Genomic DNA, 15,406 nt, shown 5'->3' with positions numbered 1-15,406 from the left:
GTGATCCTGACGGACGGCGACGTCACGCTCCGCCCGATAAAGCTGCGGGACCAGCGCGCCTGGCGTGAGGTCAACCGGCGCAACCGCGACTGGCTCCGCCCCTGGGAGGCGACCGTCCCGCCACCCGCCCCCGGCGGTCCGGTGGTCCAGCGTCCCACCTACCGTCAGATGGTCAGGCACCTGCGCGCCGAGGCGAACGCCGGCCGGATGCTGCCCTTCGCCATCGAGTACGAGGGGCGCCTCGTCGGACAGTTGACGGTCGCCGGGATCACCTGGGGTTCGATGTGCTCCGGTCACATCGGGTACTGGGTCGACCGGGGCGTGGCAGGCCGCGGGGTAGTTCCCACGGCGGTGGCGCTCGCCGTCGACCACTGTTTCCGCACGGTCGGGCTGCACCGGATCGAGGTGTGCATTCGGCCCGAGAACGGCCCGAGCCGGAGGGTGGTGGAGAAACTCGGATTCCGCGAGGAAGGACTCCGCCCGCGCTATCTGCACATCGACGGTGCGTGGCGCGACCACCTGATCTACGCCCTCACCGCGGAGGAAGTGCCGGACGGACTTCTGCGGCGTTGGCGCAGGGTGCGGCCGGGCACGTCCCAGCCACCCGGCGAAATAAGATAGACGTTCGATTTTGATCGCCGTCTGACGTTAAGCGACCTACTCGTGTCACGTGCTGATCCGAACAATCACAAAAAAAGTCCGTGATATCAGCCGGATCGTGCGACACACCGGGCCAATTGGCGGATGCTGCCGTGCAAACCCCTCTACGGTGTGAGCGTGAGTAGCAGCGGCCTCATCTACGCAGTCATCGTCGGGGCCTGGGCTGCCTATCTGGTGCCGATGTGGCTCCGCAGGCAGGACGAGCTCAATGAGGCCCGTCCGACGGAACGCTTCAGTACCGCCATCCGGCTGCTGTCCGGACGGGCGGCCATGGAGCGCCGATACGCCAGGGAGTTGCAGGAGCGCGGGGCAGAGGAGGCGGCCGCCGACGTGGACCCGGATGCCGACACGGACCGATGGGACTCCGTGGACGTCCGGGCATTCGCCGCGCCTCCGGCGCATACGGAAGCCCGGTTGCACGACCCTGCGCACGAGCGTGCGGGCGGGGAGCGTCCGTCGGCGGGGTCCGAGCGCCGGGCGCCTGCCCGGCGCCCACGGGTGCCCGGGGCGGAGGCGGAGCGTGAGCGCCGCGCCCGGCGCTCCCAGGTCCTGGCGCGCCGGCGGCGCACGACCACCGTCCTCTTCCTGGCGTTCACGCTGGGCGCCGTCGTCGCGGCGGTCGGCGGGCTGCGCTTCCTGTGGGCGCCCGCCGTGCCTGCCGTGCTGCTGAGCGCGTACATCGTCCACCTGCGGTCGCAGGAACGGCGTCGTTTCGTGTTCACCATGGACCGGCGCCGGGCCGAGGACGCCGCGCAGCGGCTCCGCGACAACCGCCCGCGCAGGCACCCGTCCGCGGCGACGGCTCCCGCCGAGCCCGACGAGGAGCCCGAAGCGCCGGCCCCCACTCCCACGGTCTCCCCGCAGGAGGCCGGCCGCCGTGCCCTGGTCGAGCAGACGGACCACGCCGAGTGGGTCGACCAGCAGCGCGAGCGCGGCCCGGCGCAGGGTGACAGCTGGGAGCCGGTCCCGGTCCCGCTGCCGACCTACGTCACCGCCCCCGTCGCCCCGCGCGCCACGGGTGGGGTGGAGGTCGGCGACCCGGAGACGTGGAGCGCGGCCCGCTCCAGCACGGCCGAGCCCACCCAGACGGGCACCTCGCACCAAGCCGTCCCCGACCCCGACCCGGCGCCGCGCCGGCGCGTCAACCCGCCCCGGCGCACGCGCGAACGCGGCCGCACCCCGCTCTTCGACCAGTACGACGAAGAGGACCGGCCGCGCGCGGCCAACGAGTGACACGTCGGCGAGCCCGACTCGGCTGACCTGCGGGATACGGATTTCCGAGCACGCCGATGAGGATGCTAGAGTTTCACTCGTCGCAAGGGCCTGTGGCGCAGTCTGGTAGCGCACCTCGTTCGCATCGAGGGGGTCTGGGGTTCAAATCCCCACAGGTCCACCGCACGACTGTTCTTGAGTTAGCTCAGGAATGGTGACGAGATCCCGTCCGATCGCAAGATCGGGCGGGATCTTCGTCGTTCCGGGGGGCGTTCGATGCTTGCCCGGGGTGGTGGAGGGCGGCGTATCGGGTCTGGCGGGTTGCTCGGCGGGTACCTGGCCGCCGCCGGGCATGTGAACTGTCCCCGGTCGCCCGGGGCTGGTGATCGTGATGTGCGGCTGTGACGCTGCCCGATCAGAGGTTGGCCGGCTGATGCCGCCCCGTGTCGAGTGGTGCGGGGGCGGAAGACAGGTCGCGACCCGGGGCAGCCGGAAGGGACTCGAAGCCGGCGTCGGAGAGTCGGCTGCCGGTACGCTCGTAGAGCCAGGTTTCCAGGATGTCCAGGTTTCCGATGCCCACCCTGATCGCGATCAGGATCGTCTGGGCCACCTGGCCGGGTGCTCGGCGGCGCATCGGGTTGCCGATGTCCATGTAGGTGCCCCCGAGGCGGCGGTCGAGGCCCTCGTTGTGGGAACGGATCGGCTTGTAGATCCGGTCCCAGGCGAGGCTGGCGGAGCATGAGCCTGACGTCTGGCGCCCCTGACTGCCTGTCGGCGATGCCAGTCGTCATACTCCACGTCGTCAACAGTTACGGCAGATCACGCTCTGCTGCGATTCCTGACGCCACGTCTTCGAGGATGAGGTCCGGAAGGATACCCAGTCCGAGAGTCCGAGGTCCCACGCTCGGGCCGGCTGCCTTCTCCGCAACGCGAGGCTGCCAAGAGCCCAGCCGGTTCAGGGCAGATACCAAACCTTCCCGGTCATCACTGAGCAGGGCTGCCACGAGCGACACGACATCGGCGCGGGAGCTGCCTGCTGGAGCCGGGAGAGCGGCCAGCCCTGAGAGGACGCGCTGGTCACGAGTGCCACAGAGCGCCGCTAGGGCGCTGATAGCGAATCGGGCGGCATCACTCTCGTCTTCCCAGCGGGACAGTAGCCTCGGCAGCTCGCTGCCGATGGCCCGCCGTGTCAGGTATTCGGCTGCAGACTCCTCCCAGACACACCCGAGCGCGGTGATGCGATCGGCAAGGAAGACCTCTGCAGCCGACCCCGAAGCAGCAAGCCGCAACAGGTCGCCGAGCAGAACCAACCGGTTGCCGGACGCGACATTGTCATCGCAGACCAGCTCCATGAGGAACGGGACAGCCTCGACGGTGGTGTCGGTGCAGGTGCCTTGGTGGGCCACGGCATCCACGAGATCACCGAGGAACTCACCCGTCGACCCATAGGGCTCGCCGAACGCGAACTCCTCCTCGAGCAGCCACCCCACGGCATCCGGAGCATCCCCCGCGCTGCCGTACATGCGCTCTGCGACCGCCACCACGGCCTGGACCACCGCTGCGGGCTCACCGACCTCACTGCACTTCCACGGCGGACCGGCCGGAGGTCGCACGGGATCCTTGGGCAGAGGACTCGGAAGGGCGACGTCGGCGCCGGCCTGCTCATGGACCAGGCCGTCCCGTTGGAAAACTCTCTCGGCAGTGGCGGCATGCCCCTCCATGCACCCCTGCTGGAAACCGCCGTGGGCACGGGCCACACAGGCCATCCGAGTCCGCTCACTCCGGAGGAACGGCTCGAGAGCCATGCGCTCGTACCCGCTGTAGACGGCCAGAGAGAAGACCTGCCACCACCCCTCCAGCTCCGGGTCCATCGACGGCCGGCCGTACCAGAAGCTCGACGGAACGAACCGGAAGTGATCGTGGACGCGCACTGCCGTCAGACGGTGTCCCATCCCGGACAGCTCGGCCGCGGCGGCGCGGGCACCGTCCTCGCTCGGCAGGCTCAGCGTGTACTGCACTCCCCAGGCGGGAGGTGTCGCCGTCATCAGCTGCACTGCCAGGTGAACATCACCCGGTCGAAGCGCTGCTCGGCCAGATCTTCCGGGCGGATCAGCCAGTACAGGGCTCCGGCATCGCCCCACATCATGTCCGCGGCGTCCTCGCTGCCGAACTGGGCCAGCAGAATCCAGTTGCTCGACTCCTCGGACAGCCGAGGGTCGTCCCAAGACACCTGGCCGTCCAGGACCGCCTCCGCGATCTCGATCTCCACAGGGTTCTGAACGAAGTGAGCGTGGCCGCCGATCTGATGCCCCACCTCATCATCGAACTCCCACAGCGCGTCGAGGAACTCCTGCGAGCAGACGGGGTGGTCGTAACGGTTCCCTAGCGGGGCGCCTGGGGCGAAGGCGGCCCGGACGGACGGATGCCAGGGCTCGGTCGCCGTCATCTCCACCCGAGCCGTCAGCGGCACCACCGGATACGGCTTGAGCCCGGCAGGCGCCCCACGCTCCGCCACCTCCTCGTCAGCCGCCGCATGGAGCACGCGGGCGCCCGCCCAGCTCTCCCGGTCCTCAGCAAGAACGAGAGCGTCGCCGTCGTCCAACTGCCCGTCGAAGTAGAAGAACAGCAGCGTCCCCGCCGCGGGTAGATCGATGTCCAGCGCAGCCGCCGGCAGGCGCGCGCAGTCGATCGAGGCAATGAAGGAGAGTGGCCCGTGCCCACCCCACACCGGCCACTCGACAGTGGCTGGCAAGGACGGGAGGCCCCCGAGCCGACCGACACCATCGTCAGAGCCGGCCGCGGCGTCCAGACGCACACCAGGGCGCAGCAGACCGAGCCACTTCGCGGCAACCTCGGGCGACAGGTGTTGCAGAGCGAGAGAGCGCAGGGCATCTCGGGAACCACACGTCATGTACCCGATCATGCACGGGACCACCGACACAGACCTCGGCGGTCTCTCAGACCGTGGCCGCGGACTTCCGAGCGGCGGGCACACCAAACCCCGGAGATCCATCTGAACAGCCAGGTCAGAGCCCTTACTGCTGTTCAGCAGCGGCGTCGATCCCCGATGCCCGCAGCCTGGGAAGCCCGGTTCGGCGCCGTGGGCGCGGTGGGCGGGGCCGGCTGCGTATGTGCGCGCATGGCGAAGCGGACGCAGGACTGGAATGGCCCTGCGGTGCGCTGATGGCTGTCGACGTGAGCCTGCTTCGCCGACGCCGCTGCTCCCACGGTTCGGGCGACGGGGCGGAGTTGTCTGCCCCTTGCTCCCCGACAGGGTTCTCGTGCGGTTCGGGGTCTCGGGTCTGTGCCGACGGTCGCGCGCGGCCGTTGAGTCCGTGGTCGGCGTCGAATGCCGGTTCTGCGTGTGCTTGCCGTGCTGTGGGACACACCGCACCGAACGTCACCGCGCCTTCGACTCCCTCGCGCGCTGGTTCGATCTGTGTCGCAAACTCACCCTCGGCTTTTTGCACGGTCATAGAGTTCGCACGCATGTGGTTCGGTTGCGCCGGTCAATCCGTGTCAGGACATCGGGGGAACGATCTTGGAACGCGACGCCTTCATTTCCTACAGCCACCAAAGAGACGTGCCGCTGGCGGAAGCCCTCCAGAAAGGGCTGCAGGGCATCCTGCGCACGCCGTGGCTGCACCGCCCCGGGGCGAAGGTCTTCCGGGATACCACCAGCCTTGCCGCGAGCCATGACCTGGGCGGGTCGATCAAGGCGGCGCTGGCCGGATCCCGCTACTTCATCTGCCTGGCCTCCCCCGAGGCCGCGGAGTCGCGGTGGGTCCGCGAGGAGATCGAGTACTGGCGCACCAACCACGGCATGGAGAACTTCCTCATCGCGGTCAGCGAGGGCACCGTCGTCTGGGATCCCGTCGCGGGTGACTTCGACTGGGGCCGGACCAACGCCCTTCCGCCGGTGCTGCGCGGCGCCTTCACCACCGAACCGCTGTGGGTGGACCTCCGGCCGTTCCGCGACGCCGACGACCGCTCCATGGCGCCCGGCAGCCCGTTCCGCGACAGGGTGGCCAGCCTCGCCGCGCCTCTGCACGGCCTGGTGAAGGACGCTCTGGACAGTGAGGACCTGCGTCTGCAACGCCGCGCCGTCCGCATCCTCCGGAACTTCGTGGCCGCCCTCGCGGTGTTGTCACTGCTGGCCGGGGGAGCCGGTGTCTACGCCTGGCAGAAGCGCGGAGAGGCGCTCGCCCGGGCCCGTACCTCCGCCTCGCAGGCGCTGGCGGCCCGTGCACTCGACACGGTCGCCAGGGATCCGCGCAAGGCCGCGCAGTTCGCGCTGTACGCCCAGCAGGTCCAGCCCACGGGCGAGTCGGCGCAGGCGCTGGCCCAGGCCGTCGCGGCCAACGGCAGCGTGACCCGGCATCTCCAGGCCGGAAACGAGAAGGTGGCCAACTTCCACGGGGTGGCGCACGTCAACGCGACCAACGTCGCGGTCAGCCGGGACGGGAGCGTACTGGCGTACTACTCGGACTTCGATCCCGACGCGTCCGGCGAGGGAACGCACATCCATCTCTACGACATCGGTGCCGGCAAGGCGCTCCCGAACCTGGAAGGAGGGAGCTGGCCGCAGGACGGCGGCTGGATGCAGTTCAGCGCGGACGGGCAGTCGCTGGCGGTGGAGGGGCCCTACAACCGGATCGACATCTGGGACGTGGCCCGTCGCACACGGGTCCGGACCATCGTGGCCGGAAAGGGGGAGGAACTCGCCGGTGCGTTCAAGCACCTCTGGGCGTTCTCGTTCTCCGGCGACGGACACATGGTCGCCGCCGCGTTCTACACGCCCGACGAGCCGGAATACCGCTTCCACGTGGCCGTCTGGAATGCGAGGACCGGTCGCCTGCTGAGCAGGGAGACCGGCGGTACCGACAGTCTCGCCCTCGGTTTCGACGATGCGGGCCGCCTCCTCGCCCTCGACTCCCGGGCGGGCGCGGTCCGCGACTTCCGGCGGGTCGGTTCCTCCTGGAGCCCCTGGCGGAAGATTCCCGGCTTCCCCGTGGGGGAGAGAACAGAGGTCACGCTGTCGGCCGACGGATCGAGGGCGTACATCGGTGAGAAGCGCCAACTCTGGGACCTGGTCGGGGGCCGGCGGCTGGCCCGCACCGACGAGCGGGACATCGGGCCGATGGTGGTGCCCGGCGCACAGGGCGAAAAGGCGTACGCCGCCGCGGGCGGGGTGGTGGGCGTGTACGACGGTGCGCTGCGCCGTACACGTGTCCTCGGCTCCTTCACCTGGCCGGTGTCGAGCGTCTCCGCCTCCGCGGACGGACAGTGGGTGGCCGCCGGTTCGGGGGACGGCGCCGTCTCCCTCTTCTCCACCACCAGCCTCCGGGTGGGCGTCCCGCTCCGGAACGAGCCGCACGTCAAGCCCGCGGAGCTTGCCCCGGACGATCGCACGGCCTCCCGCACCACCGGATCCGGAACACAGGTGTGGTCCGTCACCGACAGGGGAGTCCGGGAGCTCGGGCGTCTGCCCCTCCGACTCGTCAGACGGTCCTTGCGCCAGGACACTGTAATCGCCTCCCCGGACGGCACCCGCGCCGTGGTGGCGCAGGAGGGCGCGGTGTCGCTCTGGGCTCTACGCGACGGAAGCCGGACAGGCCGGCAGGCGACACTCGAAGACGCCTTTACGCCCGTGACCTTCCTGCCGGACGGCCACCACGTGGTCGGAACGACCGACGAAGCGGTGCAGGTGGTCGACACCCGGTCGTGGCAGGTCGTCCAGTCCGTACCGTTCGCCCGCGAGGACATCGACATGGCCATCTCCACCAGCCCGGACCGCACGACCCTGGCACTCGTCCAGAACGCCGAACTGACGGTATGGAAGTGGACTGCCGAGAATAACTACCGCCGGGTGCGCAAGGTCTCCATCGAACCCGTATGGACCATGTACGGGCACCAGGTCGTGGTCAGCGCGAAGGGCGAGAGAGCCGCAGTGATCAACTTCGACGGCCTCATCTCCGTGCTCGACGTGGACACGGGGAAGTTCGTGCGCGGCACGACCGCGTCGAGCGGCATGACGGATCTGGCCTTCAGCAGCGACACGTCCCTCCTCGTCCAGCCCACCGGTTCAGCCACGGAGCGGGGCCTGCAGTTCTGGGACGCGGCCACCGTCGAGTCCCGGGGCTCCTGGACGCTTCCCGGTCAGGAGTCCGGCCAGGACACCACGGCCGCACGTCTGCTGGCCGGCGAGGACGGCACCGTGACCACGTTCGACATGGAGGGCGGCCTGGTGCGCCGCACCCTGGACGTGGCGGCCTGGCAGAGGGCCCTCTGCGATCTGGCGTCCGGCGCGCTCCCGCAGGAGGAGTACGACCGGTACCTGGGCGGTCTGGATGTGGACGCGCCGTGCCCCGGATGAGGGAGGTCCCGCAGGGGCTGACCCGACGACGCGCACCGGATCGGTGGCAGGTGCCCGCGGGGCCGGGCCGCCACGGCCGTAAGGATTTCCCCCCACGTGGGAGGGCAGGTGGTGGCATGTTCGGACCACCGCTTCCGGAGGGCGTCTGCCGGCGCGCGAAGGAGGTCCAGCAGCGCCTCGTCGCACACGGTTGACCCCCGCAGCGCCGGGCCGGTCGATCTGCTCGTCGTCACGTCGGTCGCGGAGTTGTCCGGTGTCGTACTCCTGCACTGGGAAGGGGATCTCGGGTAGATCGCGAGGCGTACCGGCCGGCTCACGGGTGTGCGTGCGGAGCGTTAGCGGTCTTGACGGTGCCACGGCACGGTGGGCAGGTCCGGATCAGCGCTCCCTATCAGGCCGCTCCCCGCAAGGGACCGTGCGGTACGACTGTCCGGCAGGCGGCTTCCGCACACCCCCTCAGCCCGTCCCCGTCCCCGTCCCCGTCCCCGTCCCCGTCCCTGTCCCCGTCCGTGTCGGCCCTGGCTCGGAACCCACCGGGGCGACCACCCGGTAATCTGGGCCGTCCTCGCTCATCCACCCTTCCCGTGAACGCTGTTGAGGCGTGCGCAGGTCGGTGCCGAGTTCATCTGTTCGTGGCCTCGTATGGAGGGTTCTGTGACAGCCGGTAGACCCAGCTCCCGTATCGACACCAGCACGCCGCACCCGGCGCGCGTCTACGACTGGCTGCTCGGCGGCAAGGACAACTACCCGGTCGACCAGGAGGTCGGGGAGAGACTGCCCGCAGAGGCGCGGGGCAACGCAGCGCGGAACCGGGCGTTCATGCACCGGGCGTCCGCCTGGCTGGCCCGTCAGGGCGTGGATCAGTTTCTGGACATCGGAACCGGCATCCCCACCTCGCCGAACCTCCATCAGGTCGCGCAGGCCGTCCTGCCACAGGCCCGGGTCGTCTACGCGGACAACGATCCGATCGTGCTGCGCCACGCCGAAGCGCTGCTGGTGAGCCGTCCCGAGGGTGCGACCGACTACATCCACGCGGATGTGCGGCAGCCGGAGACGATCCTCGAACGCGCGGCGGAGCTGCTGGACTTCGCGAGGCCCGTCGCCCTGTCCCTCATCGCCCTGATGCACTTCCTGCCCGACGAGCAGGACCCGTACGGCATCACCCGCGTGCTGGTCGATGCGCTGCCCTCGGGCAGCTATGTCGTGCTGTCGCACGGGACTGCCGATCAGCACCCGGAACTGAAGCAGGAGACGGAGACCGCTTACCGGAAGGGCCGGATAGGGCTCCGCATGCGTACGCGCGCGGAGATCGAGCCGTTCTTCGAGGGCCTGGAGCTCATCAGTCCCGGGCTGGTGACGGCAACCGAGTGGTACCGCGAGGAGCCTGCGCCGGTGTACGAGCGGAGCGGGTTCTACGTGGATGTGGCGCGCGTTCCGTAAGGGGGTTCCCGCAACAGGGCCCCGAAGGGCAGGCGCCGGCCCTACAGCGGCTTGGCCATGCAGATGCTGCTCGGGTACTCGCGGTAGTGGCCGAACTTCGAGCAGAGCGTGTAGCCGCTGGAGGTGTACAGCGCGATCGCCTCGGGCTGCTGGTCGCCCGTCTCCAGGACCATGCGGGTGCGGCCGGCCGCTCGGGCGTCCGCCTCCAGGGCGGCGAGGATGCGGCGGGCCAGGCCGCGCCCACGGCCCTCCGGGATCACGAACATGCGCTTTATCTCGGCGTCGCCGTCGGAGTAGCCCTCGGCGTTCCGCTCCTGACTGCGCCAGCCCCCGGTGGCCACGGGGCTGCCCTGCTCGTCGTAGGCGAGCAGATACAGTCCGCGAGGCGGGTCGAACATGGCGGCGTCGAGGGGTGTGACATCGCCCTCGTCCCCGTAGCGCTCGGCGTATTCGAGCTGCACCTGGTCGTTGAGTTTCACGGCGTCTGGGTGGTCGAACGGCCGAGGTTGAATAATCATGCGTGACATAGTACAGGTATGCAGTCGGTAGGTGTCGGTACTGTGCCGTAATGCTGACCGTTACCACCGTAAACGTGAATGGGCTCCGTGCCGCCGCGAAGAAGGGCTTCGTCGAGTGGCTGGCGCAGACCGACGCGGACGTCGTCTGCCTCCAGGAGGTCCGCGCCGAACCGCATCAGCTCCCCGAAGAGGTGCGGAACCCCGACGGCTGGCACGCGGTGCACGCCCCGGCCTCGGCCAAGGGGCGTGCGGGGGTGTCCCTCTATACGCGGCACGCGCCGGAGCGCGTGCAGATCGGGTTCGGCGGGTTCGGCGTCGTCGGGAGCGAGGAGTTCGACGCGAGCGGACGCTACGCGGAGGTCGATCTCCCCGGGGTGACGGTCGCCAGCCTGTACCTGCCCTCCGGTGAGGTCGGCACGGAACGCCAGGAGGAGAAGGAGCGCTTCATGGCGGCCTTCCTCCCCTACCTGCTGGGCCTGAAGGCGCGGGCCGCCGCCGAGGGACGGGAGGTGGTGGTGTGCGGTGACTGGAACATCGCCCACGCCGAGGCCGACCTCAAGAACTGGAAGGCCAACAGGAGGAGTTCCGGCTTCCTGCCCGAGGAGCGGCAGTGGCTCACCCGGGTGTTCGACGAGGCGGCCTACGTGGACGTGGTCCGCGCGCTCCACCCCGATCAGGAGGGCCCGTACTCCTGGTGGTCCTACCGAGGGAGGGCCTTCGACAACGACTCGGGCTGGCGCATCGACTACCACGTGGCGACGGCCGGGCTGGCGGCCCGCGCGGTGAAGGCCTGGGTGGAGCGCGCCGCCACCCACGGTGAGCGGTGGAGCGACCACGCGCCCGTGACGGTGACCTACGAGCGGTAGGGCGCCGCATCTGCCGGGGGCTGCCCGAGGTGTGGCTCCGGCGGACAGGCTGGCCCGGGCGGTGCTTTCTACGGGCGGTGCTTCTACGGGCGGTGCCCCGAGCGGCCGGATCCGTGCTCCCGCGGCTCGGGTCCCTGCGGGTGCTGGCCCCGCGGCTCGGGTCCCTGCGGGTGCCGGTCCCGCGTGCGCCGGTCCGGTTCCTGCTCCTCCGCGCGGAGCCGCCGGTCCAGGGCCATGGACAGTTCCGCGTCCAGCACCGCGTGCGCCAGCGTCCGCAGTTGGCCGTCGGCCGTGCTCGCGGTGTAGGCGCTCAGGGTGCTGACGAAGAGATCGGCCAGGGCGTCGGCGTGCTCGCGGACCAGCCGGCCGGAGGAGAGCACCGCGGAGAGCGGCACCCCTTCCCGTACGAGTTCGGCCGAGACCTCCAGCAGGCGGCGGCTGATGTGGACGATCTCGTCGCCGTCGGTGCCGAGGTAGCCCAGGTCCAGGGCGGCGGCGAGGTTCTCCGCCGTGGCCTGGTCGCCGAAGTAGTCGGCGAGTTGCTCGGGCGTCAGCCGGACCGGTACCTCTTCGCTCGGTTCGCCCAGGCCCAGCACCTCGGCGACGTCCCGGCCGCTGTCGAAGGTCGTGGCGAGGTCGGCGATGCCGTTCAGGGTGTGCCCGCGTTCCAGCAGGCCCGTGATGGTGCGCAGCCGGGCCAGGTGGTGGTCGTCGTACCAGGCGATGCGGCCCTCGCGGCGGGGTGGCTGGATCAGCCCGCGCTCCCGGTAGAAGCGCAGGGTGCGCACGGATATCCCGGCCTCCCGGGCCAGCTCCTCCATGCGGTATTCGCGGTGCTCGTGTCCGTCAGCCACACCCGCACTCTATGGTGTACCGCCGGTAACTTTCTTTGACCGGCCCCCTACCCATCAGTACGGAGCTGCTCTACCCTCCCAACCATGCCAGCGATTGCTGGCAGAGTCGTGTGATGTACCGCGGGGAGGCGGCAGCATGTCCCAGCACGAGCACGTACGAGTGGCGGTGATCGGATCCGGATTCGGGGGCCTCGGCGCCGCGGTCCGGCTGCGCCGCGAGGGGATCACCGACTTCCTGGTCCTGGAACGGGCCGGGTCCGTCGGTGGCACCTGGCGCGACAACAGCTATCCGGGCTGCGCCTGCGACGTACCGTCCCACCTGTACTCGTTCTCGTTCGCCCCCAACCCCGACTGGCCCCGCACCTTCTCCGGGCAGGAGCACATCCGTGCCTACCTGGAGAACGTGGCCGACACCTTCGGACTGCGCCCGCACCTCAGGCTCGGCCACGACGTCACCGTCATGCGCTGGGACAACGACGAGCTGCACTGGGTGATCGAGTGCACGAACGGCACGACGGTCCTCGCCGATGTCGTCGTCTCCGCGACCGGCCCGCTCTCCGATCCGAAACTGCCTGACATCCCCGGGCTCGCCGACTTCCCCGGCAAGGTCTTCCACTCCGCCCGGTGGGACCACGACTACGACCTGCGCGGCAAGCGGGTCGCCGTCGTCGGCACGGGCGCCTCCGCCATCCAGATCGTGCCGGAGGTGCAGCGCCGGGCAGGCAGGCTCACGCTGTTCCAGCGGACACCGCCGTGGGTGATGCCACGCATGGACCGTGCCATCAGCGGGGCCGAGAAATGGCTGCACCGCGCGCTCCCGTTCACCGGGACGGCCCGCCGCGGACTGCTCTGGGGCATCCGTGAGCTGCAGGTGGGCGCGTTCACCAAGCACCCGGACCAGCTGGGCCTGGTCGAGTCGATAGCCAAGGCGAACATGGCCCGCGCGATCAAGGACCCGGAGCTACGGGCCAAGCTGACCCCCTCCTACCGCATCGGCTGCAAGCGCATCCTGCTCTCCAGCGCCTACTACCCGGCGCTCGCGCAGCCCAACGTGGACGTCGTCGCCTCCGGCCTGTCCGAGGTGCGGGGCTCCACGGTGGTCGCCGCGGACGGTACGGAGACCGAGGCCGACGTGATCATCCTCGGTACCGGATTCCATGTGACGGACATGCCGATCGCGGAACGGGTCGTGGGTGCGGAGGGCATCACGCTCGCCGAGTCCTGGAAGGACGGCATGCAGGCGCTGCGCGGAGCGACGGCGGCCGGCTTCCCGAACTGGATGACCATCATCGGTCCCAACACGGGGCTCGGGAACTCCTCCATGATTCTCATGATCGAGTCGCAGCTGAACTACATGGCCGACTACCTGCGCCAGCTGAACGTGCTGGGCGGGCGTGCCGCGCTGGGGGCGCGGGCCTCGGCCGTCGGCGTGTGGAACCGGCGGGTCCAGGAGCGGATGAAGCGGACCGTGTGGAACACGGGCGGCTGCACCAGCTGGTACCTGGACGCGGCCGGGCGCAACACCACCGTCTGGCCCGGCACGACGGCCGAGTTCCGCCGGGCCACGCGGACGGTCGACCTCGGGGAGTACGAGGTGATCCGGCCCCCTGTCCCCGGCGGCCGGGCGCCGGCCCTCACCGAGGAGGCCGCGCGATGAGCCGGCTGCCGCACCGGGCGGAAGCCCCGCCCGTACCCGTACGGGAACTGACCGTCATCTCCGCGGACGGCGCGCGCCTCCACGTAGAACTGCACGGACCCGAGGACGCCCCGGCCGTGGTCCTGGCGCACGGCTGGACCTGCAGCACCCGGTTCTGGGCGGACCAGATACGGGACCTGGCGGCCGACCACCGGGTCGTCGCCTACGACCAGCGGGGGCACGGCCGTTCGCCGGAGGCGGGCCCGGGCGGATACAGCACGGACGCGCTGGCCGACGACCTGGAAGCGGTGCTCGGGGCCACGCTCGCACCCGGGCGCAAGGCCGTGCTCGCCGGGCACTCCATGGGCGGGATGACGCTGATGGCGGCCGCCGGGCGGGACGCCGTGCGTGAGCACGGGGCGGCTGTGCTGCTGTGCAGCACCGGGAGCTCCCGGCTGACCGCCGAGTCGCTGGTGCTGCCGATACGGGCCGGCGCCTTCCGTACCCGGATGACCCGGGCGGTCCTCGGGGCCCGGGCCCCGCTGGGGCCGGTCACGGGCGTCTCGAAGGCGATCCTCAAGTACGCGACGATGGGACGTGCTTCGGCCCCGGAGCGGGTCGACGCCTGTGCCAGGATCGTCCACGCGTGTCCCCGCGGGGCGCGCGTCGCCTGGGGGCACGTGCTCGCCGAGCTCGACGTCGAGGCGGGCATACAGGAGCTGCGGCTCCCGACCGCGGTGATCGCGGGCACGGAGGACCGGCTGACGCCGCCCGTGCACGCGCGGACCATCGAGGCGGCGCTGCCGCAGAGCCTCGGGCTCACGGAGCTGGCGGGTGCGGGTCACATGACACCGGTCGAGGCGCCCGAGGTGGTCACGGCGAAACTACGGGAACTCGCCGCCCGGTACGTCACTGTGGACAGTGCGGCACAGGCCGTGAGCGAGAAGGAGGTCGCATGAGCGGCAGGCGGAGTCTGGACGGACAGGTCGTCGTCGTCACGGGCGCGGCGCGCGGTGTGGGCGAGCTGCTGGCGCGCAAGCTCTCCGCGCGGGGTGCGAAGCTCGCGCTGGTGGGGCTGGAACCGGACGAACTGAAGAAGGTCGCGGAGCGGCTGCACGGGGAGAGCGGCCACTGGTTCGCGGACGTCACCGACCACGTGGCCATGGCGGAGGTCGCCCGCGAGGTGAAGGAGCGCTTCGGGAAGATCGACATCGTGGTCGCCAACGCCGGTGTCGCCGCGGGCGGCCCGCTCGTGGACTCCGATCCGGAGGCGTGGCGGCGGGTCATCGAGGTGAACCTGATCGGTGGGGCGGTCACGGGGCGTGCGTTCCTGCCCGTACTCATGGAGAGCCGCGGCTACTTCCTCCAGATAGCGTCGCTGGCCGCGATGACCCCCGCGCCGATGATGAGTGCGTACTGCGCGTCCAAGTCGGGCGTGGAGGCGTTCGCGCACAGCCTGCGGGCCGAGGTCGGCTACCGGGGGGTGAAGGTCGGGGTCGGCTACCTGTCGTGGACCGACACCGACATGGTGCGCGGTGCCGACGCGGACGACGTCATGCGGGAGTTGAGGCAGCGGCTGCCGTGGCCGACGAACCGTACGTACCCGCTGGGACCGGCGGTGGACCGTATCGTGGCCGGGATCGAACGGCGGTCCGCGCATGTGTACGCCCAGTGGTGGCTGCGGGGGATGCAGTCGATACGGGGATACCTGCCGATGGTGATCGGGTCCGTCGGGCAGCGGGAGATGAGGCGGTTCGGGCCGCGGCTCGGTGGTGTGAGCAAGGGACTCGTCGGGGCCGGAGGCAAGGCGGACCGGGAGGCGCGGGCTCAGCACCATTGATCGA

General features: G+C 70.3%; 13 protein-coding genes and 1 tRNA gene. 9 read left to right on the top strand and 5 right to left on the bottom strand.

What is annotated here, in order from left to right:
* The 3 genes from ACH4VO_RS21125 (at position 1) to ACH4VO_RS21115 (ending at position 2,053) form a co-directional block, all read left to right on the top strand.
* Entirely contained in the window at positions 1-621 is a 621-nt protein-coding gene (locus ACH4VO_RS21125) for a GNAT family protein (RefSeq protein ID WP_360987105.1), read from the top strand.
* A 123-nt stretch (positions 622-744) separates the two neighbouring features.
* Positions 745-1,893, top strand: coding sequence for a gephyrin-like molybdotransferase receptor GlpR (gene glpR, locus ACH4VO_RS21120; RefSeq protein WP_360987107.1), 1,149 nt, complete (start codon positions 745-747; stop codon positions 1,891-1,893).
* An 86-nt stretch (positions 1,894-1,979) separates the two neighbouring features.
* Positions 1,980-2,053, top strand: a tRNA-Ala gene (locus ACH4VO_RS21115).
* Positions 2,054-2,287: 234 nt separating this feature from the next.
* Here ACH4VO_RS21115 and ACH4VO_RS21110 read toward each other — a convergent pair.
* From ACH4VO_RS21110 to ACH4VO_RS21100, 3 genes are all read right to left on the bottom strand, one after another.
* Complete coding sequence (locus tag ACH4VO_RS21110) at positions 2,288-2,524, bottom strand: hypothetical protein (RefSeq protein WP_360987109.1); 237 nt, start codon at positions 2,522-2,524, stop codon at positions 2,288-2,290.
* Positions 2,525-2,681: 157 nt separating this feature from the next.
* Positions 2,682-3,890, bottom strand: coding sequence for a hypothetical protein (locus ACH4VO_RS21105; protein WP_360987111.1), 1,209 nt, complete (start codon positions 3,888-3,890; stop codon positions 2,682-2,684).
* A 26-nt stretch (positions 3,891-3,916) separates the two neighbouring features.
* A complete protein-coding gene (locus ACH4VO_RS21100) occupies positions 3,917-4,624 on the bottom strand; it encodes a YwqG family protein (protein ID WP_360987113.1) in 708 nt (235 codons plus the stop codon).
* Between the two features lie 789 nt (positions 4,625-5,413).
* Here ACH4VO_RS21100 and ACH4VO_RS21095 point away from each other — a divergent pair.
* Together ACH4VO_RS21095 and ACH4VO_RS21090 are read left to right on the top strand one after the other, a co-directional pair.
* The gene (locus tag ACH4VO_RS21095) at positions 5,414-8,248 is read left to right on the top strand and encodes a TIR domain-containing protein (protein WP_360987115.1); all 2,835 of its coding nucleotides are present in this window, start codon (positions 5,414-5,416) and stop codon (positions 8,246-8,248) included.
* 654 nt (positions 8,249-8,902) lie between these two features.
* Complete coding sequence (locus ACH4VO_RS21090; protein WP_360987117.1) at positions 8,903-9,688, top strand: SAM-dependent methyltransferase; 786 nt, start codon at positions 8,903-8,905, stop codon at positions 9,686-9,688.
* 41 nt (positions 9,689-9,729) lie between these two features.
* Here ACH4VO_RS21090 and ACH4VO_RS21085 read toward each other — a convergent pair whose 3' ends face one another.
* Positions 9,730-10,206, bottom strand: coding sequence for a GNAT family N-acetyltransferase (locus ACH4VO_RS21085; protein ID WP_360987119.1), 477 nt, complete (start codon positions 10,204-10,206; stop codon positions 9,730-9,732).
* Between the two features lie 50 nt (positions 10,207-10,256).
* On the opposite strand from ACH4VO_RS21085, the gene ACH4VO_RS21080 reads away from it, so the two are divergent.
* The gene (locus ACH4VO_RS21080) at positions 10,257-11,072 is read left to right on the top strand and encodes an exodeoxyribonuclease III (protein WP_360987121.1); all 816 of its coding nucleotides are present in this window, start codon (positions 10,257-10,259) and stop codon (positions 11,070-11,072) included.
* Positions 11,073-11,155: 83 nt separating this feature from the next.
* On the opposite strand, the gene ACH4VO_RS21075 is transcribed toward ACH4VO_RS21080, so the two are convergent.
* Positions 11,156-11,893, bottom strand: coding sequence for a MerR family transcriptional regulator (locus tag ACH4VO_RS21075; RefSeq protein ID WP_360987382.1), 738 nt, complete (start codon positions 11,891-11,893; stop codon positions 11,156-11,158).
* Positions 11,894-12,062: 169 nt separating this feature from the next.
* Between ACH4VO_RS21075 and ACH4VO_RS21070 the strand changes: the two genes are divergently transcribed.
* The 3 genes from ACH4VO_RS21070 to ACH4VO_RS21060 are packed head-to-tail and all read left to right on the top strand — an operon-like array spanning position 12,063 to position 15,402.
* The gene (locus tag ACH4VO_RS21070) at positions 12,063-13,583 is read left to right on the top strand and encodes an NAD(P)/FAD-dependent oxidoreductase (protein WP_360987123.1); all 1,521 of its coding nucleotides are present in this window, start codon (positions 12,063-12,065) and stop codon (positions 13,581-13,583) included.
* Positions 13,580-14,521: an alpha/beta hydrolase gene (locus ACH4VO_RS21065; protein WP_360987125.1), complete on the top strand. Its 942-nt coding sequence runs from the start codon at positions 13,580-13,582 to the stop codon at positions 14,519-14,521. Before ACH4VO_RS21070 ends, ACH4VO_RS21065 begins: the two co-directional genes overlap by 4 nt.
* On the top strand, positions 14,518-15,402 hold the full coding sequence (locus ACH4VO_RS21060) for an SDR family oxidoreductase (RefSeq protein WP_360987127.1): 885 nt from the start codon (positions 14,518-14,520) through the stop codon (positions 15,400-15,402). The genes ACH4VO_RS21065 and ACH4VO_RS21060 overlap by 4 nt, the downstream gene beginning before the upstream one ends.
* Positions 15,403-15,406: the final 4 nt, after the last annotated feature.

The sequence above is a fragment of the Streptomyces sp. NPDC020780 genome (assembly GCF_044334475.1).
Classification (GTDB): Bacteria; Actinomycetota; Actinomycetes; order Streptomycetales; family Streptomycetaceae; genus Streptomyces.
This window is presented reverse-complemented; position numbering and strand designations above follow the sequence as displayed.

Coding starts and splice junctions, on each gene's coding strand:
- glpR (WP_360987107.1), top strand. CDS start 745: ATGCTGCCGTGCAAACCCCTCTACGGTGTGAGCGTGAGTAGCAGCGGC.
- ACH4VO_RS21110 (WP_360987109.1), bottom strand. CDS start 2,524: ATGGACATCGGCAACCCGATGCGCCGCCGAGCACCCGGCCAGGTGGCC.
- ACH4VO_RS21085 (WP_360987119.1), bottom strand. CDS start 10,206: ATGATTATTCAACCTCGGCCGTTCGACCACCCAGACGCCGTGAAACTC.
- ACH4VO_RS21080 (WP_360987121.1), top strand. CDS start 10,257: ATGCTGACCGTTACCACCGTAAACGTGAATGGGCTCCGTGCCGCCGCG.
- ACH4VO_RS21075 (WP_360987382.1), bottom strand. CDS start 11,893: ATGGAGGAGCTGGCCCGGGAGGCCGGGATATCCGTGCGCACCCTGCGC.
- ACH4VO_RS21070 (WP_360987123.1), top strand. CDS start 12,063: ATGTCCCAGCACGAGCACGTACGAGTGGCGGTGATCGGATCCGGATTC.
- ACH4VO_RS21065 (WP_360987125.1), top strand. CDS start 13,580: ATGAGCCGGCTGCCGCACCGGGCGGAAGCCCCGCCCGTACCCGTACGG.
- ACH4VO_RS21060 (WP_360987127.1), top strand. CDS start 14,518: ATGAGCGGCAGGCGGAGTCTGGACGGACAGGTCGTCGTCGTCACGGGC.